Source organism: Pseudomonas sp. 65/3-MNA-CIBAN-0223 (genome assembly GCF_040310425.1).
Taxonomy (GTDB): domain Bacteria; phylum Pseudomonadota; class Gammaproteobacteria; order Pseudomonadales; family Pseudomonadaceae; genus Aquipseudomonas; species Aquipseudomonas gregormendelii.
The window spans coordinates 23,059-49,467 of sequence record NZ_JBEOPV010000005.1; the positions used below are offsets into that span (position 1 = coordinate 23,059).

27 protein-coding genes are annotated in these 26,409 nt (G+C 60.7%); 16 read left to right on the forward strand and 11 right to left on the reverse strand.

The window, feature by feature from the left end; translation table 11 throughout:
- Positions 1-38: 38 nt before the first annotated feature.
- Together AAEZ09_RS06780 and AAEZ09_RS06785 are read right to left on the reverse strand one after the other, a co-directional pair.
- Positions 39-185 carry a hypothetical protein gene (locus tag AAEZ09_RS06780; protein ID WP_160298063.1) on the reverse strand — a complete coding sequence of 49 codons (147 nt, stop codon included), beginning with the start codon at positions 183-185 and terminating at the stop codon, positions 39-41.
- The gene (locus AAEZ09_RS06785; protein ID WP_350598968.1) at positions 173-814 is read right to left on the reverse strand and encodes an HD domain-containing protein; all 642 of its coding nucleotides are present in this window, start codon (positions 812-814) and stop codon (positions 173-175) included. Before AAEZ09_RS06785 ends, AAEZ09_RS06780 begins: the two co-directional genes overlap by 13 nt.
- Before the next feature lie 282 nt (positions 815-1,096).
- Here AAEZ09_RS06785 and AAEZ09_RS06790 point away from each other — a divergent pair, with 282 nt between their 5' ends.
- Entirely contained in the window at positions 1,097-2,062 is a 966-nt protein-coding gene (locus tag AAEZ09_RS06790) for a GlxA family transcriptional regulator (protein WP_350598755.1), read from the forward strand.
- A gap of 145 nt (positions 2,063-2,207) precedes the next feature.
- On the opposite strand, the gene AAEZ09_RS06795 is transcribed toward AAEZ09_RS06790, so the two are convergent.
- Positions 2,208-4,613: a penicillin acylase family protein gene (locus tag AAEZ09_RS06795; RefSeq protein WP_205893134.1), complete on the reverse strand. Its 2,406-nt coding sequence runs from the start codon at positions 4,611-4,613 to the stop codon at positions 2,208-2,210.
- Between the two features lie 113 nt (positions 4,614-4,726).
- Positions 4,727-5,308, reverse strand: a complete 582-nt coding sequence (locus tag AAEZ09_RS06800) for a DUF6436 domain-containing protein (protein WP_350598757.1) — start codon at positions 5,306-5,308, stop codon at positions 4,727-4,729.
- Positions 5,309-5,406: 98 nt separating this feature from the next.
- Here AAEZ09_RS06800 and bipL point away from each other — a divergent pair, with 98 nt between their 5' ends.
- The gene (gene bipL, locus AAEZ09_RS06805) at positions 5,407-6,354 is read left to right on the forward strand and encodes a phospholipase BipL (protein WP_350598759.1); all 948 of its coding nucleotides are present in this window, start codon (positions 5,407-5,409) and stop codon (positions 6,352-6,354) included.
- A 146-nt stretch (positions 6,355-6,500) separates the two neighbouring features.
- Here bipL and AAEZ09_RS06810 read toward each other — a convergent pair whose 3' ends face one another.
- The gene (locus AAEZ09_RS06810) at positions 6,501-7,247 is read right to left on the reverse strand and encodes a DUF2059 domain-containing protein (RefSeq protein ID WP_350598761.1); all 747 of its coding nucleotides are present in this window, start codon (positions 7,245-7,247) and stop codon (positions 6,501-6,503) included.
- Between the two features lie 109 nt (positions 7,248-7,356).
- Between AAEZ09_RS06810 and AAEZ09_RS06815 the strand changes: the two genes are divergently transcribed.
- Both AAEZ09_RS06815 and AAEZ09_RS06820 read left to right on the forward strand, forming a co-directional pair.
- The gene (locus AAEZ09_RS06815; protein ID WP_350598763.1) at positions 7,357-7,989 is read left to right on the forward strand and encodes a 2OG-Fe(II) oxygenase; all 633 of its coding nucleotides are present in this window, start codon (positions 7,357-7,359) and stop codon (positions 7,987-7,989) included.
- Positions 7,990-7,991: 2 nt separating this feature from the next.
- On the forward strand, positions 7,992-8,477 hold the full coding sequence (locus tag AAEZ09_RS06820) for a 2-thiouracil desulfurase family protein (RefSeq protein ID WP_045059765.1): 486 nt from the start codon (positions 7,992-7,994) through the stop codon (positions 8,475-8,477).
- A gap of 128 nt (positions 8,478-8,605) precedes the next feature.
- Here AAEZ09_RS06820 and AAEZ09_RS06825 read toward each other — a convergent pair whose 3' ends face one another.
- Positions 8,606-9,193: a transporter substrate-binding domain-containing protein gene (locus tag AAEZ09_RS06825; protein WP_045059766.1), complete on the reverse strand. Its 588-nt coding sequence runs from the start codon at positions 9,191-9,193 to the stop codon at positions 8,606-8,608.
- Positions 9,194-9,327: 134 nt separating this feature from the next.
- On the opposite strand from AAEZ09_RS06825, the gene AAEZ09_RS06830 reads away from it, so the two are divergent.
- The gene (locus AAEZ09_RS06830) at positions 9,328-9,753 is read left to right on the forward strand and encodes a DUF4399 domain-containing protein (RefSeq protein ID WP_350598767.1); all 426 of its coding nucleotides are present in this window, start codon (positions 9,328-9,330) and stop codon (positions 9,751-9,753) included.
- Positions 9,754-9,814: 61 nt separating this feature from the next.
- Here AAEZ09_RS06830 and serA read toward each other — a convergent pair whose 3' ends face one another.
- Positions 9,815-11,044, reverse strand: a complete 1,230-nt coding sequence (serA, locus tag AAEZ09_RS06835) for a phosphoglycerate dehydrogenase (protein ID WP_122841096.1) — start codon at positions 11,042-11,044, stop codon at positions 9,815-9,817.
- Between the two features lie 202 nt (positions 11,045-11,246).
- Between serA and AAEZ09_RS06840 the strand changes: the two genes are divergently transcribed.
- The 4 genes from AAEZ09_RS06840 (at position 11,247) to AAEZ09_RS06855 (ending at position 15,603) form a co-directional block, all read left to right on the forward strand.
- Positions 11,247-12,641 carry a D-2-hydroxyglutarate dehydrogenase gene (locus tag AAEZ09_RS06840; protein ID WP_350598769.1) on the forward strand — a complete coding sequence of 465 codons (1,395 nt, stop codon included), beginning with the start codon at positions 11,247-11,249 and terminating at the stop codon, positions 12,639-12,641.
- A gap of 37 nt (positions 12,642-12,678) precedes the next feature.
- Positions 12,679-13,344 (forward strand): fumarylacetoacetate hydrolase family protein, encoded by a 666-nt coding sequence (locus AAEZ09_RS06845; protein WP_266009416.1) that lies wholly within the window; start codon positions 12,679-12,681, stop codon positions 13,342-13,344.
- A 204-nt stretch (positions 13,345-13,548) separates the two neighbouring features.
- Positions 13,549-14,478 carry an SdiA-regulated domain-containing protein gene (locus tag AAEZ09_RS06850; RefSeq protein WP_350598771.1) on the forward strand — a complete coding sequence of 310 codons (930 nt, stop codon included), beginning with the start codon at positions 13,549-13,551 and terminating at the stop codon, positions 14,476-14,478.
- Between the two features lie 207 nt (positions 14,479-14,685).
- Positions 14,686-15,603 (forward strand): SdiA-regulated domain-containing protein, encoded by a 918-nt coding sequence (locus AAEZ09_RS06855; protein WP_350598773.1) that lies wholly within the window; start codon positions 14,686-14,688, stop codon positions 15,601-15,603.
- 125 nt (positions 15,604-15,728) lie between these two features.
- Here the strand turns inward: AAEZ09_RS06855 and rpiA are convergent, their stop codons facing one another.
- Entirely contained in the window at positions 15,729-16,403 is a 675-nt protein-coding gene (gene rpiA, locus AAEZ09_RS06860; RefSeq protein WP_045059773.1) for a ribose-5-phosphate isomerase RpiA, read from the reverse strand.
- A gap of 185 nt (positions 16,404-16,588) precedes the next feature.
- On the opposite strand from rpiA, the gene ilvA reads away from it, so the two are divergent.
- Both ilvA and AAEZ09_RS06870 read left to right on the forward strand, forming a co-directional pair.
- Positions 16,589-18,103 carry a threonine ammonia-lyase, biosynthetic gene (gene ilvA, locus AAEZ09_RS06865; RefSeq protein ID WP_122841104.1) on the forward strand — a complete coding sequence of 505 codons (1,515 nt, stop codon included), beginning with the start codon at positions 16,589-16,591 and terminating at the stop codon, positions 18,101-18,103.
- Between the two features lie 39 nt (positions 18,104-18,142).
- Positions 18,143-18,568, forward strand: coding sequence for a DUF2269 domain-containing protein (locus tag AAEZ09_RS06870; protein WP_350598776.1), 426 nt, complete (start codon positions 18,143-18,145; stop codon positions 18,566-18,568).
- A 52-nt stretch (positions 18,569-18,620) separates the two neighbouring features.
- On the opposite strand, the gene AAEZ09_RS06875 is transcribed toward AAEZ09_RS06870, so the two are convergent.
- On the reverse strand, positions 18,621-19,277 hold the full coding sequence (locus AAEZ09_RS06875; RefSeq protein WP_045059776.1) for a histidinol-phosphatase: 657 nt from the start codon (positions 19,275-19,277) through the stop codon (positions 18,621-18,623).
- A 143-nt stretch (positions 19,278-19,420) separates the two neighbouring features.
- Between AAEZ09_RS06875 and AAEZ09_RS06880 the strand changes: the two genes are divergently transcribed.
- Positions 19,421-19,900, forward strand: coding sequence for an RNA pyrophosphohydrolase (locus AAEZ09_RS06880; protein WP_007945562.1), 480 nt, complete (start codon positions 19,421-19,423; stop codon positions 19,898-19,900).
- A gap of 22 nt (positions 19,901-19,922) precedes the next feature.
- Positions 19,923-22,202, forward strand: a complete 2,280-nt coding sequence (ptsP, locus tag AAEZ09_RS06885; RefSeq protein WP_045059777.1) for a phosphoenolpyruvate--protein phosphotransferase — start codon at positions 19,923-19,925, stop codon at positions 22,200-22,202.
- A gap of 59 nt (positions 22,203-22,261) precedes the next feature.
- Here the strand turns inward: ptsP and AAEZ09_RS06890 are convergent, their stop codons facing one another.
- Positions 22,262-23,008: an NRDE family protein gene (locus tag AAEZ09_RS06890; RefSeq protein ID WP_045059778.1), complete on the reverse strand. Its 747-nt coding sequence runs from the start codon at positions 23,006-23,008 to the stop codon at positions 22,262-22,264.
- 132 nt (positions 23,009-23,140) lie between these two features.
- On the opposite strand from AAEZ09_RS06890, the gene AAEZ09_RS06895 reads away from it, so the two are divergent.
- The 3 genes from AAEZ09_RS06895 to AAEZ09_RS06905 all read left to right on the forward strand — a co-directional run bounded on the left by AAEZ09_RS06895 (position 23,141) and on the right by AAEZ09_RS06905 (position 25,833).
- Positions 23,141-23,923 carry a sulfite exporter TauE/SafE family protein gene (locus AAEZ09_RS06895; protein ID WP_045059779.1) on the forward strand — a complete coding sequence of 261 codons (783 nt, stop codon included), beginning with the start codon at positions 23,141-23,143 and terminating at the stop codon, positions 23,921-23,923.
- Positions 23,924-24,006: 83 nt separating this feature from the next.
- The gene (gene lgt, locus AAEZ09_RS06900; protein WP_045059780.1) at positions 24,007-24,813 is read left to right on the forward strand and encodes a prolipoprotein diacylglyceryl transferase; all 807 of its coding nucleotides are present in this window, start codon (positions 24,007-24,009) and stop codon (positions 24,811-24,813) included.
- Positions 24,814-24,861: 48 nt separating this feature from the next.
- The gene (locus AAEZ09_RS06905; protein ID WP_350598780.1) at positions 24,862-25,833 is read left to right on the forward strand and encodes a thymidylate synthase; all 972 of its coding nucleotides are present in this window, start codon (positions 24,862-24,864) and stop codon (positions 25,831-25,833) included.
- Between the two features lie 118 nt (positions 25,834-25,951).
- Here the strand turns inward: AAEZ09_RS06905 and cadR are convergent, their stop codons facing one another.
- Positions 25,952-26,401, reverse strand: coding sequence for a Cd(II)/Pb(II)-responsive transcriptional regulator (gene cadR, locus AAEZ09_RS06910; protein WP_045059782.1), 450 nt, complete (start codon positions 26,399-26,401; stop codon positions 25,952-25,954).
- Positions 26,402-26,409 lie beyond the last annotated feature (8 nt).

Genomic DNA, 26,409 nt, shown 5'->3' on the forward strand with positions numbered 1-26,409 from the left:
CGAACACCTGTGGGAGCGAGCCTGCTCGCGATGAGGGTTTAACGTTCAACGAAGATGTTGAATGTCAGTCCGCAATCGCGAGCAGGCTCACGCCCGCAAGGGCTGTTCGCCGGGTGCGGAGTCCAGGTGCCGCAGCCCAGCAGCATGAAGTCTTCCACAGGTTTTTCAGCGGTCAGGAAATCCACGGGGACTTGCGGATGATCTCGACAAAGTTCATCGGCTTGAAACCTGGCTCATTGTCCACCAGTACATCCGCATTCACTGTGCCAAAGGTGGTGCCTGGCTTGTCCTTGAAGCCATTGGCAAAGGCACACAGGATGCACTCCTTGAACCCGTCACCCCGTGGATGGGCATGTACCACCGCCTCGCGCTGCACGGTGGAAAACGCCGCGTAATCGATGCCCAGCACATCCATCTCGACCCCTGCTGTTACCAGGGCCACGTTGGGGCGAAGGTGTTGCGGCACTCCTGGCGTGGTGTGCAAGGCAATCGATAACCACACCTGTTCGATGTCGTCGTCGCTTAAGCCATAGGGCTTGAGGAAGGCTTTGGCGGCGTTCGCACTGTCGACCTCGAAACGCTCATCGGCAGAGCGGTGGCCTTCCACCAGGCCCAGGTCATGAAACATCGCGCCGACGTAAAGCAGTTCGGGGTCGTAGGCCAACTGCTGGCGTTCGCCGCTAAGAGCGCCGAACAGGAACACCCGGCGAGAGTGGTGATAAAGCAGGTCTGACTCGACGTCGCGAATGTATTCGGTAGTGGCCCTGGCCAGGGCGCTGTCGGGGATCTGGATGCCGGCGATGTGGCTGCTCATGAGTGCTTTCCTCGTGGGGAACGCCTTGGTGGCGCTGATGGAACAAGTCTGTTCCTGCACCACACAGCGGGCAATCGAGCCATGGCTGCGATCCTTGCCAATGAACATGCATATCGCGCCAGCCTCGCTTGTTGCGCCGCGATTGGCTAAGTTCCAGTAGGCGCGAGCTTGCTCGCGATGGAGCTGAACGATGGAGAGGGCTGCCTGGACGAAATGGCGCCGTTAAGTCCATTGCGAGCAAGCTCACTCCTGCAGGGGGCATTGAATGGGGGCAAGTCTGTCATGAGTAAAACCGTTGCCATCGTGGTCTTTGCCGGCGTTCAGTCCCTGGACGTCACCGGGCCCATGGATGTGTTTTCCGAGGCCAATCGTTTCCTGGCACCGGCCGACCACTATCACCTTGAAGTAATTGGTGTCGAGCATGGGGTGATGGCCTGTTCCAACGGTTTGGCACTCAATGCCCATCGGCATTACTGCGACGCGTTGGAGGACTATGACTTGCTTCTGGTGGCCGGCGGCCCGCAGTTGCCGTACATGAATTTCGGCGCAACTTTTGATGCCTGGCTGCGCGACGCCAGCGCTCGGGCGCAACGGTTCGGCTCGATCTGCAATGGCGCATTCATGCTTGCCCGAGCCGGGTTGCTGGAAGGCAAAACGGTGACCACCCACTGGGGCGATGCGGCGGCGCTGGCCGCTTTATGTCCTGGTACGCGTGTCGAAGCCGACCGGCTGTACGTGCAGGATGGCGCGCTATACACCTCGGCGGGGGTGACTGCAGGGATTGATCTGTCGCTGTTCCTGCTGGCCCAGGATCACGGCCCGGAAGTCGCCTTGAGCGTGGCGAAGCGCCTGGTGGTGTTCACCCAGCGCTCGGGCGGGCAGTCGCAGTTCAGTCCATTCCTCACGCCCCATGCCGAACCGACCTCGGCGGTGGCGCTGGTGCAGCTCCATGTGCTGGCCAACCTCACCGGGGACCTGACCATCGCCGACCTGGCCAACGCCGCCAACATGAGCGCCCGTAATTTTTCCCGGGTGTTCGCCCGGGAAGCGAAGACCACCCCGGCGGAGTTCGTCGAAAGGGCTAGGGTGGATGCGGCGCGGGTGTTGCTGGAGAGCACCCGTGCACCACTGAAGACAGTGGCGTATCAGTGTGGTTTTCGCGATGCACAGCACATGCGCAGTGTGTTCAACCGGCGGCTGGGGGTGACGCCCCAGCAGTTCAGGCTGAATTTTGCGGTGGTGGTGTGAGGCGCAGGTCTGGGGTTGTCCATGCGGGCCCCATCGCGGGCAAGCCCGCTCCCACAATGGTCGCGCCGATCACAAATCATGTGTACGGCGCAGATCCTGTGGGAGCGGGCTTGCCCGCGAAGGCGTCAGCCCAGGCAACACAAATCTACTGAGCCACTGGCACCAACTTCAAAGTACTGCGCGTATTCGCCGCCACTTCCTCCTCATTGAGGTAAGCCTGGAAATAGACCCCTTCGATATACGCCTCGGCCTGGTCTTCATAGTGGCTGTTAAAGGGCACGCCGCTCTGACCGACCGGGTTGACGGTCAGGCTGTGGGCCGGGTCGGCGAAGTCGATCAGGCGCCGGGTCGACGGGCCATAGGTGACAGGCCAGGGCGCCGGGCCGATCTTCGCCGACAGGTTGTTGGGGACTTCATGAGTGCCCGGCGCGGGGAACGGGCCGACGTTGAAGACCTGGTCCAGCGGTTTTTGCTGCCCTACCGGATGACCATGGGTCAGGGTATGCGCCTTGCCCCACTGCCACTGCGCGAAGTCTGCGCCAAGCGTGTTCCGAAGGTGCACCAGGCTCGCTTGCCATGCCACCTTGACCGTGTCGGCGCGGGTTTCCTTCACCAGGGTGTCGCGGTTGTCCCACCACGGTGAATCAGCGCTGGCGGCCAGGCGCGGCAGTGCGGCATCGATCACCCGGGTCGACAATAGGGTGTCGAAAAACCCATCGCCCAGCTCGTCATGCATGGTCGCGTCAGTCAGGTTGAACAGGAACTGGTTGAACAGCGTGGCATTGGTGGAGTCCAGCGGGTAATCACCTTGCCACTGGGCCAATTGCTCCACCAACCGCAGTTCGGCAGGATCGCTCACCACTTCGCGTAACACCGGCAACAACGGGGCGAGCAAGCGTGGCCCGTAGCCGGTGGTGGTGCCCAGTTGCAGCTTCTGGCTGGCTTCCAGGTCCCACTTGACGGCTTTGTCGCCGAGCTGGCGATTGAGCTGCTGGCCACGATCCGCCAGGTTGTAGTACCCGGGGATGTCCATGCCGGTTGGCGATACCGGCTGGAAGTTGGCCGACACGATATAGCCCCGCGGCGGATTTTCTTCCTGAGGGTTGGCGCTGAACGGGTAGAAGCCGTCCTTCTCCGCCTCGGCAGTGCTGCCATCGAGAATAAAGCCACCCCGCACGCCCGCGGGGCGCCTGGGTAGCTGCGCTGCCGCCCACCAGCCAATGTCGCCCTTGGCATTGGCCCAGACGATGTTCAGGCCGGGCGCCTGGACCTTGGCTGCGGCACTGCGCGCCTTGGCCAGGGTGTCGGCGCGGTTGAGCTGGTAGAAGCCTTCGAGAATCGGGTTCGGGCTTTCGAGGAAGCCCCACCACATGGCGATCGGGGTCTTGCCCACATTCGCGCCCAGCGCATCGTTGACGATCGGCCCATGGGGCGACTGGCGCAGTACCAGGGTCACTGGGGTCTGACCCTTAACCGCTATCTGCTGCTCGCTGGAAGTCATGTCCACCCACTTGCCGCGATACCAGACCTGGTTGGGGTTGTCCGGATTGACCTTCTCGGCGATCAGGTCCAGGTCATCGTTCTGGAACATGGTGATGCTCCAGCCGAAATCGTGATTCAGGCCGAGTGACGCAAACGGCATCAGCGCCTGATAGTGACCGTAAAGGTCAAAGCCGGGTGCCGAGAGCTGCGCCTCATACCATACCGACGGCGCCGAGAAGCGAATGTGCGGATCACCCGCCAGCAGCGGCTTGCCGCTCTTGGTGCGGCTGCCGGCGACGACCCAGGCGTTGCTGCCTTCGAACTGCGGCAGGCCGTGTTCCGCCAGGGCCTGTTCACTCAGGCGGGCGAGGGCGTTGAGGTCCTTCCAGTCGACACTGGCAAGGGGCCTGGCAGCGCCACCCTGGTGATTGGCCAGCACGCCTTTGGGCTGCCAGTCGAGATCGAACACATTGAGGTAGTTCGCACCGAGTTGATCACGCACGTAGGTCAGCAGGGGCTCGGTACGAAACGCTGCGGCGAAACTGTAGGCCATGTAGCCGGCGATACTGATGGTGTCCTGTGCGGTAAACGGGCGCTTGGGAATGCCCAGCACGTCGAACTCGACCGGTCGCGCATGGCTGTCCTGGTACTGATTGATGCCATCCAGATACGCCTGCATGGCGATAAACGCCGGCGACTGTTGATCCAGGTTGGCGAAGTAGGTCTCAGCGCGCTCCCGGATGCGCAGGCTACGCATCAGCTTGTCGGTATCGAGCAGTTTGGGCCCCAGCACTTCGGCCAGTTCACCCCGGGCGAGGCGACGCAGGACTTCCATCTGGAACAGCCGGTCCTGGGCGTGCACATAGCCCAGCGCGCGGTACAGGTCGGGTTCGTTTTCGGCGCGGATATGCGGGACCCCGCGTTCGTCGTAGCGCACCGTGACCGGACCCTGCAGGTGTTGCAGTTCAACCATGCCCTTGCGCGTCGGCTGTTTGCTGTAGACATACCAGCCAGCGCCGGCAGCGAGCACCACAACCAGCAGGACGAGAACGGTCAGGAGGCGTTTCATGGTGATTCCTTGTTCTTGTTATGAGTGACAGCAATTCCCTGGCGACACTGTTTAACACGACCTGCCGCGACGGCCCATCGCCCTTAGGAGGGATTCGTATTGCCGGATCTTCCCTACTTCGTTGCCGCGACAGGCCAGGGGCAGTAACACCCCACCGCCAGTGTGTGAGTGGCGCTCACCTCACGGCCTTCGTTCAGCGCCTGCAGGATCGGTTCGATGAAGCTGTTACTGGAATTGCACGTCAGGCCTTCGCTGTAGGGGCCAAAATAGGCCAGTTTGCCGGTTCGATCCCATATCGCCACGGCGGGGCTGGCGGGGATCTGCTCGGAGCCAGGCAACAAGTTGATGTTTTTCAGCCCGCCGAGGGTGCTCGGTAACTGCCCGTGACTACCGGGTTTTTGCACCGAGTAGAACTCGATGCCCTGTGGAACATAACGCTCGACCAGCTCACTGAGATGCTGCTGGTTGCCGACATTGCAGGGGCACGCAGGGTCCCAGAAGTGCACCAGGCGAATGGCCCCGGGGCCTGCAAGGTCGTCCGGCAGACGCAAGGGGTCGCCGGAGAATACTGCCGTATGTTCACTGAATGCGCGCAGGTAGCGACCTTGAAACCAGTCGTATGCCGCCCACAGTACGACGGCGCACACGAGGGTGAGCAGGCTGGCGAGCAGTGTGGTGCGGTAGGCCGGGCGCATGGAATGCTTTCCTTGGAGGTCGGTTAGCTTGCCATGCTTGCCGGGACAGATGAATATCGCAGGCCGATAAAGTCCGTTTCACTTGCTGGAAATTGCTCATGTCTGCCACTTTCGCCCCCGATCACTTGCGCGCCAGTCTGCGGCCATTGGCCGATGCCCAGCCATTGTCGGAGCAAGCGCGGGCGTATCGGCACTTTTATGGCCTGGATTTTCCCGGGCGCGAACTGCGCACTGGCCTGGGCCGATTCGAGGCGGGTGGTTATCAGCTGGTGAGTCAGTTCTGGTGGCCGGCGCGGGCGAAAGCGACGTTGTTCCTGTTTCACGGTTTCTACGATCACACCGGGTTGTATCGGCACGTGATCGACTGGGCGCTGGATCAGGGCTTCGCCGTCATTGCCTGCGACCTGCCGGGGCATGGCCTGTCCAGTGGCGAGCGGGCGAGCATTCGGGATTTCAGCGAGTACCAGGACACGCTGCAGGGCTTGTTCGCCGAAGCGAAGTCGATTGATCTGCCCCAGCCGTGGCACTTGTGCGGGCAAAGCACCGGGGGTGCGATTGTGATTGATCATGTGCTCAACGCGGGCGCGCAAAGCCCAGCCCAGGGCCAGGTGATTTTGCTGTCGCCACTGGTTCGACCACGGGCGTGGGGTTGGTCACAATTGAGTTATCACCTGCTCAGACCCTTCGTCAAAGGTATCGCCCGGCGCTTCAGCGAAAACTCCAATGATCCGCACTTCCTGCCCTTCCTGCAGGCCGACCCATTACAACCGCTGCGCCTGCCCACCGCCTGGGTAGGCGCGCTCGCCCGTTGGGTCAAGCGCATCGAGGCAGCACCGCACAGCTCGCGTCGGCCGCTGATCGTGCAGGGTCAGGCGGACATGACGGTGGACTGGCAGCATAACCTTGGTGTGTTGCGGACCAAATTCGACCGGCCGCAGGTGTTGATGCTGCCTGAGGCGCGGCATCATCTGGCGAATGAGACGCTGGCTTTGCGGGCGGAGTATTTCGGGTTCTTGACCAAGCGGATCAAGGGGCGGAATTTGTAGTGGCAGTGAAGGCCCCATCGCGGGCAAGCCTTGCTCCCACACAAATCTTGCTTTCACAGATCTGAGGTGGAGCCTTCATTTGTGGGTGATACAAAACCTGTGGGAGCAAGGCTTGCCCGCGATGGCGTCATGCCAGGCACTGAAAATTATTGGCCAAGGTTAGTCTGCCCCACCGCCAACCCTGCCCTAATAGCCGCCAGCGCCGCCTGGTAATAAGCCTTGCCTTCGGTCGATTCGGCAAAGGTCGCGAACTCTTCCAGCTCGGTATCCGACAGGTCGCGATAGACGTACAGCAAGGTGTTGTTCAGGTCGCTGCCGATCTGGTCCATCAGGCGCTGGCGCTGACCATTCAACATGCCCTGAGCCTGGCCGCCACCGAGCAGGCCGGGGATCATGGAGCTCAGACTGTCCGCCGCGACGCCGGCAATCGCCAGGCTGACCTCGGCGCCCGCTTCGCGCGCAGGCAGGGCCTGGGCCAGATGCCCGATGATCAACAGGCGCGTGTCACTGGCCTCGATTTTCGGCAAGCCCTTGGCATTCTTCGCCAACTGATCGCGGCGGGTTGCCAGCAACTCCGCCGCGACGATTTTTTTGCCCAGCGGTGACTGGAAAAAGGCCAATGCCGGCTTGGGATCGGCCAGGGTCTTGCGCAGTTGCGCCTCGGCCCGCTGATCGACCGCTTGAGGCGCAAAACGCTGGTTGCTGTTGTTCACCAATGCCTGGAACACAGCCGGTGGCAGGCTGTTCTGGTAACGCTGCTGGGCGGCCGACAAGGCATCGTTAAAATGCGCGCGTTGTTCCGGCCAACCGGCGACCTTGTACAACTGGTCGTGGTCGTCTGCCCAGGCGGGTATAACGCAGAACATCAACAGTGAGAAAAGCAAACGACGCATTAGGGACTCCTGTCAGCAGGCGACTATTCTCCGTGTGGCATTCGGACTTGTCGAGAATTCGTATCAAGCCGCTGCACGGCTCTGTCGGATTTGCAGGCACAGGAATACTATGCCCGCCATGCAAATACCCTCTGATCATCCGCTGCTGTTACGTATCGTCGACGACCTGGCCACACATGGCTGGTCGCAGCAGAATATTTTCCTGCCTCTGGGTCTGACCCGGGAACTGGCTGCTGAGTGCCATAAACGTTCAGCCGAAGGTGAATTGGCGCCTGCCGCCGTGGGTCGGGGGCCCACTTCGGAGATTCGCGAGGGCATTCGTGGTGACCGCATTCAGTGGATCGAGCCCGGCCAGGCGCTGGCGTGTGACAGTTATCTACAGCTGATGGACAGCCTGCGCGAGGCGATGAATCGGGGCCTGTTCCTCGGCCTGGAGGATTTCGAAAGCCATTTTGCGCTGTACCCGCCTGGCGCTTTTTACCTCAAGCACGTCGACCGCTTTCGCGACGACGACCGGCGCATGGTGTCGGCGGTGGTCTACCTGAATGATGCCTGGCTACCCGAGCACGGAGGCCAGTTGCGCATGTACCTGGACGAAGGCGTGCAGCATGACGTCGTGCCAACCGGCGGCTGCCTGGTGGTCTTCCTGTCCGGCGAGGTGCCCCACGAAGTCCTGCCCGCCAGCCGAAATCGCCTGTCGTTGACCGGCTGGTTCCGGCGTCGCGGCAACGAGCCCTTCTGACCATGCAGAAAATTCTGGTAAGCCGCTGCCTGCTGGGTCACCGCGTTCGCTACGACGGCGGTGCCAGTGGGCCTTTCGATCAGTTGCAGCAATGGGTCGGTGAGGGTCGGGTCGTGCCTTTGTGCCCCGAGGTGGCCGGCGGCTTGCCGACTCCCCGGGCTGCTGCGGAAATCCCCGGCGGGCAGGGCGGTGAAGTGCTGGATGGGCGGGCGGCGGTCATCACCACTGATGGTGCGGATGTCAGCGCCGAGTTCCTGTCGGGGGCTTGTCAGGCCCTGGAACTGGTGCAAAAGCACGGCATCCGGATTGCGGTGCTGAAGGCCAACAGCCCGTCGTGCGGGAATCTGTTGACTTATGACGGGACGTTCAGCGGTGTGAAGGTCAACGGTGAGGGCGTCACAGCGGCATTGCTGCGACGCCACGGGGTGCAAGTCTTCAGCGAGCTGCAACTGCCGGAAGCGGCCCGTGCTTTGACCGCACAAGACTAACCGCCCGAACACGTTTCCTTTGGGAGCGAGCCTTCTCGCGTTGGCGGCCTGTCACTCAACATTTTAGCTGGATATGCCGGCCTCATCGCGAGCAGCGCGCTCCCACAGGGTTATCCATCTGCCTCGGCTCAGGGTTTCGGCGCCACACTCGTATCCGCACCAAACCACTTCTGCGACAGTGCCTGCAGGCGTCCGTCCGCCTTGATCCGCCCCAGCGCATTCTCCAGGCTGGCATGAAACGCCGGGTTGCCCTTCTGGAACGGAATGGCCAGTTTCACCGGCACAGCCGCCTTGGGTTTGTCCTGCGCCAGGCTCTGCACTAGCAGTATGGAGCGCGGCTCCGCTTCTTTCTGCGCGATCAGATCCGCCTTGGCATAGCTGTAAGGTTCGGTGAAGTCGAAACGATCCTTCAGATCCGGGGTCAGTGCTATGTGGTTGATGGCGACGTCGTATTTGCCGCTTTCAACCCCAGGCAACAGCTCACTGGCATCGGCAACGACGAAGTCGGCCCGCACGTCCAGCTCTTGGGCCAGCAGCTGGCCCAGTTCGACTTCAAAGCCGGCGAGCTTGCCGTCGTCCTTGAAATTGAAGGGTGGTGTATTAGCCTCAAGAGCGATGCGTAGTTCGCCACGGTCGTTGATGTCGTCAATCAACTCGGCATGAGCCAGTGGGCTCAAAAGGGGTAGCAGGCAGATCAGGCCAGGCAAAAAACGCATGGTCACTCCTTTGAATTCATTATTGCGAGGCTCTGGATCGGCTCGCTTTGCTATGGTTGTCGAGTGCCTTCGACAACAAATGGTCATGAAGTTGTCATGACTGCGCAGATTTTACGTAAAAACTGGAGAAGAGAATGAAAACCTTTATGTCACGAGCAGCATTGGCTGGCCTGTTGATGGGGGCTTCGATGCTGGCAACGGCAGCCACTCCGGCTCCCAAGGGAGCAGAAGCGTTCATCGTGTCGCCCGAAGACGGCGCCAAGGTGGCACAGGAATTCAAGGTCAAGTTTGGCGTCAAGGACATCTCCCTGGCCCCGGCTGGCGATACGACCAAACACACCGGTCACCACCACCTGCTGATTGATGTCAAAGAGCTCCCAACCGCCGGTCAGCCGATTCCGACGGACGCCAACCACATGCATTTCGGCAAGGCGCAGACCGAAGCGACCATCAAGCTGCCGCCAGGCAAGCACACCTTGCAGCTTGAGCTGGGTGACAGCGGCCACATTCCGTTCGATCCGCCGATCGTGTCGAAAAAGATCACCGTGACTGTAGAGTAATTTTTCGCAGGCATGAAAAAGGGAGCCCGAAGGCTCCCTTTTTTGTCGCTCAACATCGCTGTCAGAACAATACGCGGCAACGAATGGTGCCGTTGATGTGCTGCAGCTTCTCCTGGGCGATCTCCGAGTAGTCGGCGTCGACGTCGATCACTACGTAGCCGACTTTCTCGTTGGTCTGCAGGAACTGACCGGAAATGTTGATGCCGTTTTCGGCGAAGACCTTGTTGATCTCGCTCATCACGCCCGGAATGTTCTCGTGGATGTGCAGCAGGCGATGCTTGCCAGGGTGAGCCGGCAGGGCCACTTCCGGGAAGTTCACCGACGATACCGAGGTACCGTTATCGCTGTACTTGACCAGCTTCTCAGCCACTTCCAGACCGATGTTGGCCTGCGCCTCGGCGGTGGAACCACCGATGTGCGGGGTCAGGATAACGTTGTCCAGGCCACGCAGCGGGCTTTCGAACTCTTCGTCGTTGGAGCGGGGTTCTACCGGGAACACGTCGATGGCTGCGCCGATCAGGTGTTTGTCCTTGATCGCGTCCGCCAGGGCGTCCAGCTCGACCACGGTGCCGCGCGCAGCGTTGATCAGGATGCCGCCCTTCTTGATGGCGCGGATTTCCTTCTCGCCGATCATCCACTGGGTCGCAGCGGTTTCCGGAACGTGCAGGGTGACGATGTCGGACATGCCCAGCAGGTCGTGCAGGTTGCCGACCTGGGTCGCGTTACCCAGTGGCAACTTGGTCACTGTGTCATAGAAGTACACTTGCATGCCCAGGCCTTCAGCCAGTACCGACAGTTGGGTACCGATCGAGCCGTAACCGACGATGCCCAGCTTCTTGCCGCGGATTTCGAAGGAATTGGCCGCGCTCTTGATCCAGCCGCCACGATGGCAGGAAGCGTTCTTCTCGGGGATGCCACGCAACAACAGAATCGCTTCGGCCAGCACCAGCTCGGCTACGGAGCGAGTGTTGGAGTACGGTGCGTTGAACACTGCGATCCCGCGTTCGCGAGCCGCGTTCAGGTCGACCTGGTTGGTGCCGATGCAGAAGCAACCGACAGCGACGAGCTTCTTCGCGTGATCGAAGATCTCTTCGGTCAGTTGCGTGCGGGAGCGGATGCCGATGAAGTGCGCATCAGCGATCTTTTCCTTCAGTTGGGCTTCCGGCAGAGAACCAGTGAGGTACTCGATGCTGGTGTAGCCCGCCGCCTTGAGGACGTCGACAGCCGATTGGTGGACGCCTTCGAGAAGAAGGAACTTGATCTTGCTCTTATCGAGAGAAGTCTTGCTCATCTGCGTAAACCTGTATCCCGGAGAAAAATGGCAGGAAATCAGCAGACGCTGACCCCGGACGGCAGGAACGCCGTCGCCGCAGAATCGCCTTTGGGCACTATGCTGCGGGGTCGGTATGCTAGCATAGGCGCCCCGCTAAACACTCATTCCTGCGACGTGAAGCGTTCTCAGGATGACCATGAATTGTTCGAGAGTTCTGTCGATGACCAATCCTGCCCTGATTGATGAGCTGAAGACCCTGGTTGAGCCTGGCAAGGTGCTGACCGATGCCGACTCCCTCAATGCTTATGGCAAGGATTGGACCAAGCATTTCGCCCCGGCGCCCACCGCGATCGTGTTTCCCAAGACCACCGAGCAGGTTCAGGCCATTGTCCGTTGGGCCAACGAACGCAAGGTGGCACTGGTGCCATCCGGCGGTCGTACCGGGCTTTCCGCCGCCGCCGTGGCAGCCAACGGCGAAGTGGTTGTGTCGTTCGACTACATGAACCAGATTCTTGAGGTAAACCTCACCGATCGCACCGCCGTGTGCCAGCCGGGGGTGGTCACCGAGCACCTGCAGAATGTCGCCGAAGAAAAGGGCCTGTACTACCCGGTAGATTTCGCCTCGGCCGGTTCCAGCCAGATTGGCGGTAATATCGGTACCAATGCCGGCGGAATCAAGGTGATTCGCTACGGGATGACCCGCAATTGGGTCGCCGGCATGAAGGTCGTCACCGGCAAGGGTGACCTGCTTGAGTTGAACCGCGACCTGATCAAGAACGCCACGGGCTACGACATGCGTCAGCTGTTCATCGGTGCCGAAGGGACCCTGGGTTTTGTGGTCGAAGCGACCATGCGCCTGGATCGCGCGCCGAAAAACCTGACTGCCATGGTGCTCGGTACCGCCGATTTCGATTCGATCATGCCGGTACTGCACGCTTTCCAGGGCAAACTCGACCTGACGGCCTTTGAGTTTTTCTCCGACAAGGCCCTGGCCAAAGTCATGGCGCGCGGTGATGTTCCGGCGCCTTTCGAAACCGATTGCCCGTTTTACGCGCTGCTGGAATTTGAAGCGACCACTGAAGAAGTGGCCAACCACGCCCTGGAAACCTTCGAACACTGCGTCGAGCAGGGCTGGGTGCTGGACGGTGTGATGAGCCAGAGCGAAACCCAGCTGCAGAACCTCTGGAAGCTGCGCGAATACATCTCCGAGACCATCTCCCACTGGACTCCGTACAAGAACGACATTTCGGTCACCGTGTCGAAAGTGCCGGCGTTCCTCAAGGAAATCGACGCGATCGTCGGCCAACACTATCCGGATTTCGAAATCGTCTGGTTTGGTCACATCGGCGACGGCAACCTGCACTTGAACATCCTCAAGCCGGATAACCTGAGCAAGGACGAGTTCTTCGCCAAGTGCGCCACGGTCAACAAGTGGGTGTTCGAAACCGTCCAGAAGTACAACGGTTCGATTTCCGCCGAACACGGCGTGGGCATGACCAAGCGTGACTACTTGACCTATAGCCGTTCAGAGGTTGAGATCGAGTACATGAAAGCCGTCAAGGCAGTGTTCGACCCGAACGGCATCATGAACCCGGGCAAGATTTTTGCTGTTTGACTTTCGAACTTAAGCGCTACGAACCAGGAGCCGGTCAATGAGCTATCAGCACCAGTATGTCGACGGTACGCGTATCCACTTTCCACTGGGCAAAGTGGTCTGCATCGGTCGTAACTACGCCGAACACGCCAAGGAACTGGACAACCCGGTGCCTACCGAACCGCTGCTGTTCATCAAGCCGGGCAGTTGCGTCGTGCCGCTCGAAGGCGGCTTCAGCATTCCGACCGAGCGTGGTTCGGTGCATTACGAAGCAGAAATCGCCGTATTGATCGGCAAGCCGCTGTCGACCAAGCCAAGCCGGGAAGAAGTGCTGGATGCGATCTCGGGTTTCGCACCGGCCCTGGACCTGACGCTGCGCGACAAGCAGGCTGAACTGAAATCCAAGGGCCTGCCCTGGGAAATCGCCAAGTCATTCGACGGCGCGGCGGTGATTGCGCCGTTCGTATCCGGCAGCACCTTCGCCGACCTGACCGACATCGGCATTCGCCTGACCATCAATGGTGAAGTTCGCCAGGACGGCAACAGCAGCGCCATGCTCAACCCTATCGTGCCGATGATCCAGCACATGGCCGGATGCTTCTCGCTGCAGGCCGGTGACGTGATCCTGACCGGCACGCCAGTGGGCGTTGGCCCGCTGAATGTCGGCGACGAACTGGTCATCGAATTGCCCGGCGCCAGCAGCTTTACCACCAGCGTCCGCTGACAGCACAGCCTCCCGTGGAAGCAAAGCTGCCTGTGGAGAGCTGCCTGTGGGAGCAACGCTTGCTCGCGATAGCGGTCCACCATTCAACTTCAATGTTGAATTCAAAGGCCTCATCGCGAGCAAGCGTTGCTCCCACAGGAATTGCATCCCAACCGGGATTGCTCCCATGACTCCCATTCATGACTATCCGGAATCCATCCGTTAATGGCCAACCCACCGCTGCCCACGCTGAAACCTGCCCGCCGCCCGCGCTTTTTCATGCGCTGGTATTACTGGCTATTGCTGGTTGCCGCCATAACCTATGGCCTGGCCATTGCCATGCATTGGGATGACCGCGGTGCGCTCTGGTTGCAGGAACGTTTCGAAAGCCCCGCCGAGCGCCAGGAAAGTATCTGGCTGCCGAATTACACCGCAGTCATCGACGCCAAATTGCTGCCAGGCATGGAGAAGGACGAAGCGTCCGACCTGGCGTACAACCCTCAGACCAAAACCCTGTTCTCGGTCATGGGCAAGAACCCGTTCCTCGTCGAACTGTCCTTGCAGGGCGACGTGCTGCGCAAGATGCCCCTGGCCGGCTGGAGCAATCCGGAAGGCCTGACGGTGATGGGCAATGGCCTGATGGCCATCGTCGACGAGCGCGAGCACCTGCTGTCCATCGTCAAGGTCGATGCCGATACCCGGGAGCTGAACATCGGCGACTTCCCCAAGTACGATCTTGGCCCTTCGAAAGATCAGAACAAGGCGTTCGAAGCCATCGTCTGGGACTCGCGCAATCAGCAGATGTTGTTAGGTGAAGAGCGTCCACCGGCGCTGTTCACCTGGAAAAGCAGCGACGGCGTCTCGCTGGCGGGCGACAAACAGAAGCTCGACAGTGACGAACTGGACCTGCGTAATCTGTCTGCCCTGGCCATCGACCCACGCACCGGCCATACCCTGGTGCTGTCAGCCGATTCCCACCTGCTGCTGGAGCTGGACGAGCAGGGCAAGCAGGTCAGCTTCATGACCTTGCTGGGGGGCTTCAACGGGTTGGAGAACACCATCCCCCGGGCCGAAGGCGTGACCATGGATGACGCTGGCAACCTGTACATGGTGAGCGAGCCGAACCTGTTCTACCGCTTCGAAAAACAACACTGATCCGAAAAACACGCTGAAAACCTGTAGGAGCTGCCGCAGGCTGCGATCTTTTGATTTTGCTGTTAGAAACAACATCAAAAGATCGCAGCCTGCGGCAGCTCCTACAGAAGAAATTTGGACGTTGTAGGCGCAGGCAAGTGGCCATTAAGCTTCAGTTCAGACAGGCGTGGTATTTCATCCGCCTGTTTTGAATCCGAGCACACCAGAATGCGTCGATTGGCCCGTCCCAAACCCCTGATCCTGATCTTCGCGATGATCGCGCTGCTGGCATTGATCGCCATGGGCCAATACCTGCGCCTGTTCGAGCGCGGCTGGTTCAATCTGCATGCGCTGTGGCAGGCCGAGAGCGCACTTTCCATTGGTCTTGATCGTTATCAGGTCACGGTCGAGGCGCGGGTGATCGATGGCCTGGATGACGACGTGTCGGCCCTGACATTCGATCCAGTGCGCAAAAGCCTGTTCACGGTCACCAACAAGAATTCCGAATTGATCGAGCTGTCTCTGGATGGCCAGATTATCCGGCGCATTTCGCTGGTGGGCTTTGGCGATCCGGAAGCGGTGGAGTACATCAGCGCCGACACCTACGTGATCACTGACGAGCGCGAGCAGCGATTGATCAAGATTCATCTGGAGGAAGACACCACCTTCCTCGACGCGGCGGACGCCGAGCAGATGACCCTTGGTGTGCATATGGCCAGTAACAAGGGCTTTGAGGGCCTGGCGTACGACTCGGTGGGCAAGCGCCTGTTTGTTGCCAAGGAGCGCGACCCGATGCTGATCTACGAAGTACAGGGTTTTCCGCACTACAATCCGGAAAAGTCCTACGCGGTACATGTGGTCAATAACCCCAAGCGCGATGCCGGGATGTTCGTGCGAGACCTGTCCAGTCTGCAGTACGACGAGCGCAGCGGCCATCTGCTGGCGCTGTCGGACGAGTCGCGGTTGATCCTGGAACTGGACGTGGACGGGCGCCCGCTCAGTACCATGTCACTGAGCAAGGGGCGCCAGGGCCTGCAAAAGACCGTGCCGCAGGCGGAGGGGATCGCCATGGATGACGAAGGCACAATGTACCTGGTGAGCGAGCCGAACCTGTTCTACGTGTTCAAGAAACCCGCACAAAACTAACCAATACCCCAAAACACTGTGGGAGCGGACTTGCTCGCGATGGCGGCCGGTCAGTCAACAGAATGTTGATTGTAATGGCCTCATCGCGGGCAAGCCCGCTCCCACAGGTTTATCGGTGTTTCTGGTTATTCTGCGCGCAGGGTTTTCACGCCTTCGCTGGTGCCCAGCAACAGCAAGTCCGCGGGGCGTGCAGCAAACAAACCATTGGTCACCACGCCGACGATCGCATTGATCTGCGTCTCCAGCTGCACCGGGTTGGTGATCTGCATGTTGTACACGTCGAGGATGATGTTGCCATTGTCGGTCAGCACACCTTCGCGGTAGACCGGGTCGCCGCCCAGCTTGACCAGTTCGCGGGCCACGTGGCTGCGGGCCATCGGGATCACTTCCACTGGCAGCGGGAACTCGCCCAGGACCGGCACCAGCTTGCTGGCGTCGGCAATGCAGATGAACGTCTTGGCCACGGCGGCAACGATCTTCTCGCGAGTCAGGGCGGCGCCACCGCCCTTGATCAGGTTCAGGTGCTCGTCGCTTTCATCGGCGCCGTCGACGTAGAACTCCAGGTCGCTGACGGTATTGAGTTCGTACACCGGAATCCCGTGGCCCTTGAGGCGCGCGGCAGTGGCTTCGGAGCTGGCGACGGCGCCATCAAATGCGCCTTTGTGTTGCGCCAGGGCGTCGATGAAGCAATTGGCGGTGGAGCCGGTGCCGACCCCGACGATGCTCTTGTCATCGAGTTTCGGGAGGATGAAGTCGACGGCGGCCTGGGCCACTGCCTGTTTGAGTTGATCCTGGGTCATGCGGGCTCCGAAGTGCCGAAGAGGGGGCTGAAGGCCGGCATTATAGGCTGCGGGGCAGGGAAGGTCATGCTCAAACCTGGGGCATACCCCTGTAGGGGCAAAGCTTTGGATTGGGGTGTGGTCGTGTGGCGCGAAGCCGGGTTAGACTCGTTGGTCCTGCCCAACCCGCTCAGTGATGCTTTCCGATGCTCGAACAGTACGTCAAGAAGATCCTCACCTCGCGCGTTTATGACGTTGCCGTAGAAACCCCATTGCAGACTGCTCGCCAGCTCTCCGAGCGGCTGGGCAACAGCATTTGGCTCAAGCGCGAAGACTTGCAACCGGTGTTCTCGTTCAAGATCCGCGGCGCCTACAACAAGCTCACCCAACTGAGCGAGGAAGAGCGGGCGCGCGGTGTCGTCACCGCTTCTGCCGGCAACCATGCCCAAGGGCTGGCCCTGGCGGCCAAGGTACTGGGCGTGAAAGCGACCATCGTGATGCCCAAGACCACCCCGGAAATCAAGGTCGAAGGCGTACGCTCGCGCGGCGGCAAGGTCGTGTTGCACGGGGATTCATTCCCGGAAGCCCTGGCCTACTCGCTGAAACTGGTTGACGAAAAAGGCTACGTCTACATTCATCCCTACGACGATCCTCATACCATCGCCGGGCAGGGCACGGTGGCCATGGAGATCCTGCGCCAGCACCCGGGGCGCCTGGATGCCATTTTTGTTCCGGTCGGCGGTGGCGGGCTGATCGCCGGTATTGCGGCGTACGTTAAATACCTTCGACCTGAAATCAAGGTCATCGGCGTCGAGCCGGACGATTCCAATTGCCTGCAAGCAGCCATGGCTGCCGGTGAACGCGTGGTCTTGCCGACCGTGGGCATCTTCGCCGACGGTGTGGCGGTGGCGCAGATCGGCCAGCACACATTCGACATCTGCAAAGACTACGTCGATGAAGTCATCACCGTCAGCACTGACGAAATCTGTGCGGCAATCAAGGACATTTACGACGACACCCGCTCCATCACCGAGCCCGCCGGCGCGCTGGGCGTGGCCGGGATCAAAAAGTACGTCGAACAGCATGGTGTCACCGGCCATACCTTCGTGGCCATCGACTCCGGCGCCAACGTCAACTTCGACCGCCTGCGCCACGTCGCCGAGCGAGCCGAGCTGGGCGAGGGTCGCGAAGCCATCATCGCCGTGACCATTCCCGAGAAGCCTGGCAGCTTCAAGGCGTTCTGCGAAGCCATCGGCAAGCGCCAGATCACCGAATTCAACTACCGCTACAACACCGGCAGCGAAGCGCATATTTTTGTCGGGGTGCAAACGCATCCGGACACCGATCCGCGCAGCGCGCTGATTGCCAGCCTGGGCGAGCAGGGCTTTCCGGTGCTCGACCTGACCGACAACGAACTGGCCAAGTTGCACATCCGTCACATGGTGGGCGGTCGTGCCGCGCATGTGGTCGATGAAGTGATTCTGCGGTTTGAATTCCCGGAGCGGCCGGGCGCGCTGTTCAACTTCCTCAACAAGCTGGGCGGGCGCTGGAACATATCGATGTTCCATTATCGCAACCACGGCGCTGCGGACGGCCGAGTGGTCGCGGGGCTGCAGGTACCGCATGACGAGCGTCACCTGGTGCCTGCGGCGCTGGAAGAAATCGGCTATCCGTATTGGGACGAAAGCGACAATCCGGCCTATCTGCTGTTTCTGGGCTGAGCGACTACGCTGTTGGGCAAGCCATAAGGAAATCGAACAATGGACACGTTAACCGCCCTGAAAATGGCCCACACTGCGGCGACCGCGATATTGCTGGGTTGTGCGCTGGGCCTGGGGATCTGGGTGTGGCAAGCGCGGCGCGGTGGCGACGCCACGGCGGGCAGCCGCACCTTGCAGCGGCCACGGGTGTTTGTCTGGCTGCTGATGGGCCTGGCCCTGCTGAGCATGCCATTCACCGGCTGGTGGATGGTGCACCTGGTGGGCTGGCCCTTGGGGCAGACCTGGCTGCTGGCCTCCAGTGTGCTTTATACCTTGGCGGCGTTGGGGTGGTTCTGGCTGCTGGTGCGGCTGAACAAATTGCGCAAGGCGCCGGGGGGTAATGGCAGATTTACCTTTGCCTTGGCGCTGTTCAGTTTTGTTTGCCTGGTCGCGATTGCGGGGTTAATGGGCGCTAAGCCGGTTTAGCCCGAGTAGATCGTCCGAACGCGGCCCGAGCCTTCGGACGATCTTTTGATCTTCAGTCGCGCAGGGTGATCACCGGCCAACCGCGCTTCTCGGCCTCAGCCCGCAAGTTAGGGTCCGGATCAACCGCCACCGGATTCGCCACCTGCTCCAGCAGCGGCAAATCATTCATCGAATCGCTATAGAAATAGCTGTCGTCCAACGAATGCCCGGTCTCTTGCAGCCAGCGATTCAATCGGGTGACCTTGCCTTCGCGGAAGCACGGCACGTCGGTGCTGCGCCCGGTGTAGCGGCCGTCGAGCATTTCGCACTCGGTAGCAATCAGGGTTTCAACGCCCAGGCGCTCGGCAATCGGCCCGGTTACGAAACGGTTGGTCGCGGTGATGATCACCAGCTTGTCACCTGCGTCGCGGTGCTTGGCCAGCAGTTCGATAGCCTTGGGCAACACGATCGGCTCAATGCAGTCGCGCATGTAGTCCTGGTGCCATTGCGCCAGCGTGGCCATTTCGGTGCGGCCCAGGACCTCCAGGCAAAAGTTCAGGTAAGCGGCGTTATCGAGCTTGCCGGCCAGGTAATCCTGATAGAACTCGTCGTTGCGTGTCTTGTAGGCAACCGCGTCGAGGAACCCGCGCTCGCACAGGTAATCGCCCCAGGCGTGGTCGCTGTCGCCGCCCAGAAGTGTGTTGTCCAAGTCGAATAAAGCCAGCCGCATTGCAGTTACTCGCTGAAAAGTCTGTAGAAAGGCGTCCAGAATACGGACTTTTCACAAGAGTGCACATAAGGTAGGCCGGCTCGTTGCTGCCTTCACAACCTTTGTGGAACAATGCGACGACATGCGTTTGCGAGGTTGTTGCCGTGATCGACCCCGATGGTTTCCGCCCCAATGTCGGGATCATTCTCACGAATGATGCCGGACAGGTGCTATGGGCTCGCCGTATCAATCAAGATGCCTGGCAGTTTCCCCAGGGTGGAATCAATCCCCAGGAGACGCCGGAAGACGCCTTGTACCGCGAGTTGAACGAAGAAGTGGGCCTGGAACGCGAAGATGTTGAAATTCTCGCCTGTACCCGGGGCTGGTTGCGCTATCGTTTGCCGCAACGTCTGGTCAGGACCCACAGCCAACCGCTGTGCATCGGCCAGAAACAGAAGTGGTTTCTCCTGCGCCTGATCTCCAACGAGCAGCGGGTGCGGATGGATTTGACCGGTAAACCGGAGTTCGATGGCTGGCGCTGGGTCAGCTATTGGTATCCGTTGGGCCAGGTGGTGACATTCAAGCGCGAGGTGTATCGACGCGCTCTCAAAGAGCTTGCCCCGCGCCTTTTAACGCGCGACTGACGACGGAGTTCGACCCCGAGCCATGCTCAATACGCTGCGCAAGATCGTCCAGGAAGTTAACTCCGCCAAGGATCTCAAGGCGGCGTTGGGGATTATTGTGTTGCGCGTCAAAGAGGCCATGGGCAGCCAGGTTTGCTCGGTCTACCTGCTCGACCCCGAGACCAACCGCTTCGTCCTGATGGCCACCGAAGGCCTCAACAAGCGCTCGATCGGCAAGGTCAGCATGGCGCCGAACGAAGGTCTGGTGGGCCTGGTCGGTACGCGTGAAGAACCCCTGAACCTGGAAAACGCTGCGGATCACCCGCGCTACCGTTACTTCGCCGAGACGGGGGAAGAGCGCTACGCCTCCTTCCTTGGGGCGCCGATCATTCACCACCGCCGCGTCGTCGGCGTGCTGGTCATTCAACAGAAAGAACGCCGCCAGTTCGATGAAGGTGAAGAAGCCTTCCTCGTGACCATGAGCGCGCAGCTCGCCGGCGTTATTGCCCACGCCGAGGCCACCGGCTCGATCCGAGGGCTGGGGCGCCAGGGCAAGGGCATCCAGGAGGCGAAGTTCGTCGGCGTTCCCGGTTCGCCGGGCGCGGCGGTCGGTACGGCGGTGGTCATGCTGCCGCCGGCGGATCTGGATGTGGTGCCGGACAAGACCATTACCGACATCGATGCCGAACTTGGGCTGTTCAAGACTGCCATCGAAGGTGTGCGTGCCGACATGCGTGCCTTGTCGGCCAAGCTTGCGACCCAGCTGCGCCCGGAAGAGCGCGCGTTGTTCGACGTCTATCTGATGATGCTCGACGATGCCGCGCTGGGCAACGAAGTCACCACCGTGATCAAGACCGGGCAGTGGGCCCAAGGCGCGTTGCGCCAGGTCGTCACCGATCACGTCAACCGCTTCGAACTGATGGACGACGCCTACCTGCGTGAGCGCGCATCGGACGTCAAGGACCTCGGCCGACGCCTGTTGGCTTACTTGCAGGAGGAGCGCCAGCAAAACCTGGTCTACCCGGAAAAAACCATTCTGGTCAGCGAAGAACTGACGCCGGCGATGCTCGGCGAGGTTCCGGAAGGCACACTGGTTGGCCTGGTCTCGGTGCTCGGCTCGGGTAACTCCCACGTTGCGATCCTGGCTCGGGCCATGGGTATCCCGACGGTTATGGGCCTGGTTGACCTGCCATACGCCAAGGTTGACGGCATCGAGCTGATCGTCGACGGCAATCGTGGCGAGGTCTACACCAACCCCAGTGACGTGCTGCGCAAGCAATTCGCCGAGGTGGTGGAAGAAGAGAAGCAACTGGCCCTGGGTCTCGACTCTTTGCGAGACCTGCCATGCGTGACCCTCGACGGCCACCGCATGCCGCTGTGGGTCAACACCGGCCTGCTGGCGGACGTGGCGCGGGCGCAGAAGCGTGGCGCCGAGGGCGTTGGCCTGTATCGCACCGAAGTGCCGTTCATGATCAACCAGCGCTTCCCGAGCGAGAAGGAGCAGCTGGCGATCTATCGCGAGCAGCTCGCCGCGTTCCACCCGCAGCCGGTCACCATGCGCAGCCTGGATATCGGCGGTGACAAGTCGCTGTCGTATTTCCCCATCAAGGAAGACAACCCGTTCCTGGGATGGCGCGGCATTCGCGTCACCCTCGACCACCCGGAAATCTTTCTGGTGCAGACCCGGGCCATGCTCAAGGCCAGTGAGGGCCTGAACAACCTGCGAATCCTGTTGCCGATGATCTCCGGCACCCACGAGCTCGAAGAAGCCCTGCACCTGATCCATCGGGCCTGGGGTGAAGTGCGCGACGAGGGCACGGATGTTCCGATGCCCCCGATTGGCGTGATGATCGAGATTCCGGCGGCGGTGTACCAGACCAAGGAGCTGGCGCGACAAGTCGATTTCCTTTCGGTCGGTTCGAACGACCTGACCCAGTACCTGCTGGCGGTGGATCGCAACAACCCGCGGGTGGCCGATCTCTACGATTACCTGCACCCGGCAGTGCTTCAAGCGCTGCAGAACGTGGTGCGTGATGCCCATGCCGAGGGTAAGCCGGTGAGTATCTGCGGCGAGATGGCCGGTGATCCTGCGGCGGCGGTGTTGTTGATGGCGATGGGTTTCGACAGCCTGTCGATGAACGCCACCAACCTGCCCAAGGTGAAATGGATGCTGCGCCAGATCAATCTGAGCAAGGCCAAGGAGTTGCTGGCAGAGCTGATGACCATCGACAACCCGCAAGTTATCCACAGCTCGTTGCAGTTGGCGCTGAAGAACCTTGGGTTGGCGCGGATCAATAATCCGGCGACTGCCAAGGTGCTCTAAACCGCTGATGGCCTCATCGCGGGCTTGCCCGCGATGAGGCCGGCACAGGCAAGACAAAATCAAACCCTGATTTCCACTTCCCCCAAATGCCCGCCATACGGCCCGAAGCTCCGCTCGACCATATGCCGCGTGCCATCCGCCTGCACAATCAGCGCCGTACTCGCCCGTGTCCCGTAAGTCGGGCTGGCAATGAACACACTCGACAGCAACGCCTCGGTTGCCAGCCCCACCCCGGTATCCGGCAGCTCGGCAAAGTCGGCTGTCTGCGGGTCGTTGAGCAGCGCGAGCAGAACATCAGGCTGTGGATCGTCCAGCGCTCTTTCCAGTGCCGAGCGGGCCTTGAGCAACTTGGGCCAGGGCGTGTCGAGCCCGGCATTGGATAAACCATAGACTCCCGGCTGCAGCATCACCGCCTCCGACTCCCGGGCGTTGAAGTGCCACAGCTCATGATTGTTGCCAACCAACAGGTTAAAGCCGGCATATTCAACCGAACGTCCGACAACGTCGGTTAAATAATCATCAATTGGTATGTCGCCACTGAGGAACCGTGCGACCAGCTCGCCCCGGGATTTGCGCGCTGGTGGCTGATGGGGATCGCGAATATTGGTCAGCGCGGCGAAGCGGCCATTGGCGCCGATACCGAGCCAGGTGCCGCCGGCTTCCAGGTCGCGACCGGCGTACACCTGGGGCGCTTGCGACCACTGCGCAAGGGGCAGGCTGGGACGCGCGTAGAACTCGTCGCGGTTGGCCGCCACGATCAGCGGCTGGGCATGCCCGGGTCGCCAGGCAAAAACAATCAGGCACATAATAAGGTCCCATGCATTTTTTTCCACTGTACGCAGTCATCGTCCGTCGATCCATCGCCTTGCACAGTGGAGCCTTGGCCCCCGCATCCGTTACCATGCCGCTCCTGATTTCACGATGCTAGGGATATGGCCATGGAAATTCTGCTCTATCTGGCGCTGGGCGCCTGTGCGGGCGTACTGGCCGGGCTGTTCGGGGTGGGGGGCGGCATCATTATCGTCCCGGTACTGGTGTTCAGTTTCACTTTGCAGGGTTTCGATGCGTCGATCCTGACTCACCTGGCGGTGGGTACATCCCTGGCGACGATCATTTTTACCTCGGTCAATGCGGTTCGCGAGCATCATCGCCGCGGGGCCGTGCGTTGGCCGATCTTCGCGTGGATGACCGTGGGTATCCTGATGGGCGCCGGCTTTGGTGCGCTGACGGCCGAAGCGATCTCCGGGCCGAACCTGCAGAAGATTATTGGCGTATTTGCGCTGGTCATCGCTGTGCAGCTGGCTCTGGACGTCAAGCCCAAGGCCAGCCGAACGGTGCCCGGCAAAGTCGGTCTGACCCTGGCCGGCAGCGTGATCGGTTGGGCCTCGGCGATTTTCGGGATCGGCGGTGGCTCGCTGACCGTGCCGTTCCTGACCTGGCGCAGCGTGCCAATGCAGCAGGCGGTGGCCACGTCATCGGCGTGCGGCCTGCCGATTGCGCTGGCCAGTGCTTTAAGTTTCATGATTCTGGGCTGGCACGATCCGTTGTTGCCGGCCCATAGTCTCGGTTTTATTTATTTACCGGCGCTGCTGGGCATTGCCCTGACCAGCATGTTCTTCGCCCGGGTGGGCGCGCGGCTGGCTCACCGACTGTCGCCGAAATTGCTGAAAAGACTGTTTGCCGCTTTGCTGTTCTGCGTCGGGCTCAGCTTCCTGCTTTGACGCGCTCCGCAATACTGGCTTAATCCTGGCGTGACAGCGTCGCCCGGGAATTTAGAAAGTTTCAACTCTAACGAGGAGTCGCAATGCTGCCTTACCCGCAGATCGACCCGGTGGCCTTGGCCATCGGTCCGCTGAAAATCCACTGGTACGGCCTGATGTACCTGATCGGCATCGGCGGCGCATGGTGGCTGGCGTCCCGCCGGCTGAACCGCTTCGACCCGACCTGGACCAAGGAGAAGCTCTCCGACATGGTGTTCTGGATGTCGATGGGCGTGATCGTCGGCGGCCGCCTGGGCTATGTGCTGTTCTACGATCTGAATGCCTATCTGGCCAACCCGACGCTGATTTTCGAAGTGTGGAAGGGCGGCATGTCGTTCCACGGCGGCTTTATTGGCGTGATGCTGGCGGCATTGTGGTTCGGCAAGAAGAACAACAAGTCGTTTTTCCAGCTGATGGATTTCATCGCACCGATGGTGCCGATCGGCCTGGGTGCCGGCCGTATCGGCAACTTCATCAACGCCGAACTGTGGGGCAAGGCAACGGACGTGCCGTGGGCGATGGTGTTCCCGACCGATCCTGCGCAACTGGCGCGTCACCCGTCGCAGCTGTACCAGTTCGCACTGGAAGGCGTGGCGCTGTTTGCGATCCTGTGGATTTTTTCCCGCAAGCCACGGCCGACCATGGCGGTGTCGGGGATGTTCGCGCTGTTCTACGGCATCTTCCGCTTCATCGTTGAATTCGTCCGCGTACCGGACGCGCAACTGGGCTATCTGGCCTGGAACTGGCTGACCATGGGTCAGGTGCTGTGCGTACCGATGATCGTTGGCGGGTTGTTCCTGATCTGGCTGGCGTATCACCGCGCCCCGGCTACTCCGGCAGCGGCAGTATAAAATTCGAACCCGGGGCTCGGGCCCCGGGCTCAAGGACACAGGTAACTCATGAAGCAATATCTCGAACTGGTCGCCCACGTCATCAAGAGCGGCACCAAGCAGGCCAACCGTACCGGCGTGAACACCATCAGTTTTCCCGGTGCGATGCTGCGTTATGACCTGCAAGAAGGTTTTCCGGCAATCACCACTCGCAAAATGGCCTTCAAATCGGCCATTGGCGAGATGTGCGGATTCTTGCGAGGGGTGAACAACGCCGCCGAATTCCGCGCCCTGGGCTGCAAGGTCTGGGACCAGAACGCCAACGAAAATGCGCAATGGCTGGCCAACCCGTTCCGCCAGGGTGAAGACGATCTCGGCGAGATCTACGGTGTGCAGTGGCGCAAATGGCCGGCATACAAGCAGATCCCGGTCAGCAACCAGGCGGCGATCGAGCAGACCCTGAGCCAGGGATATCGGCAGATCGCCGCGGGCGAAGAAGACGGCGAGGCTTATGTGGTGCTGTACAAGGCGATCGACCAGATCCGCCAGTGTATCGACACCATCATCAAGGACCCAGGTAGCCGGCGCATCCTGTTCCACGGCTGGAACGTCGCGCAGCTCGATGAAATGGCCCTGCCGCCTTGCCACCTGCTGTACCAGTTCCACCCGAATGTGGAAACCAGGGAGATTTCCCTGACCCTCTTCATCCGCTCCAATGACTTGGGCCTGGGCACGCCGTTCAACCTCACCGAAGGCGCCGCGCTGCTGAGCCTGATCGGCCGCCTGACCGGCTATACACCGCGCTGGTTCACCTACTTCATCGGTGATGCGCACGTGTACGAGAACCATCTGGACATGCTCAACGAGCAGCTCACGCGTGAGCCGTTCCCGATGCCCAAACTGGTGATCAGCGACCGGGTGCCGGAGTTTGCCAAGACCGGTGTTTATCAGCCTGAGTGGCTGGAGCTGATCGAGCCTGGCGATTTCTCGCTGGAAGGCTATCAGCACCACGCGCCAATGACCGCGCCTATGGCAGTCTAACGCCTCCGTTATCTCTCTGCGTAGGAGCTGCCGAAGGCTGCGATCTTTTGATCTTGATTCACAGCAAGATCAAAAGATCGCAGCCTTCGGCAGCTCCTACAGGGGATGGGTGGTGCTTTTAGTGGCCGTGGCTGCGGCCAACATGGGAGGGCTCGACTTCCGTCGCGACAACCCCGCCACTTACCTCCAGCCGCTGCAAAATCCCGCAATGCTCGCTCCCTGGTCCCTCGCCGCAACGTTGGCGCAGGTCGAGAAGCTGTGCCTGCAATGCCAGCAAGCCCTCGATCCGGGCCCTGACGTGATGGATGTGCTCATCCACCAGCGCATTCACGCTTTCACACTGATCCTGCGGACTGTCGCGCAATGCCAGCAGGCTGCGGATCTCTTCCAGGGTCATGTCGAGGGTGCGGCAGTTGCGGATAAACGTCAGGCGTTCGACGTGGGCCTGGGTGTATACGCGGTAGTTGCCGTCACTGCGCGCGGGCTCTGGCAGCAGGTTCTCACGCTCGTAATAGCGGATGGTCTCCACGGCGCAGTCGGTCAGTTTGGCCAGCTCTCCGATCTTCATGGCTGCAA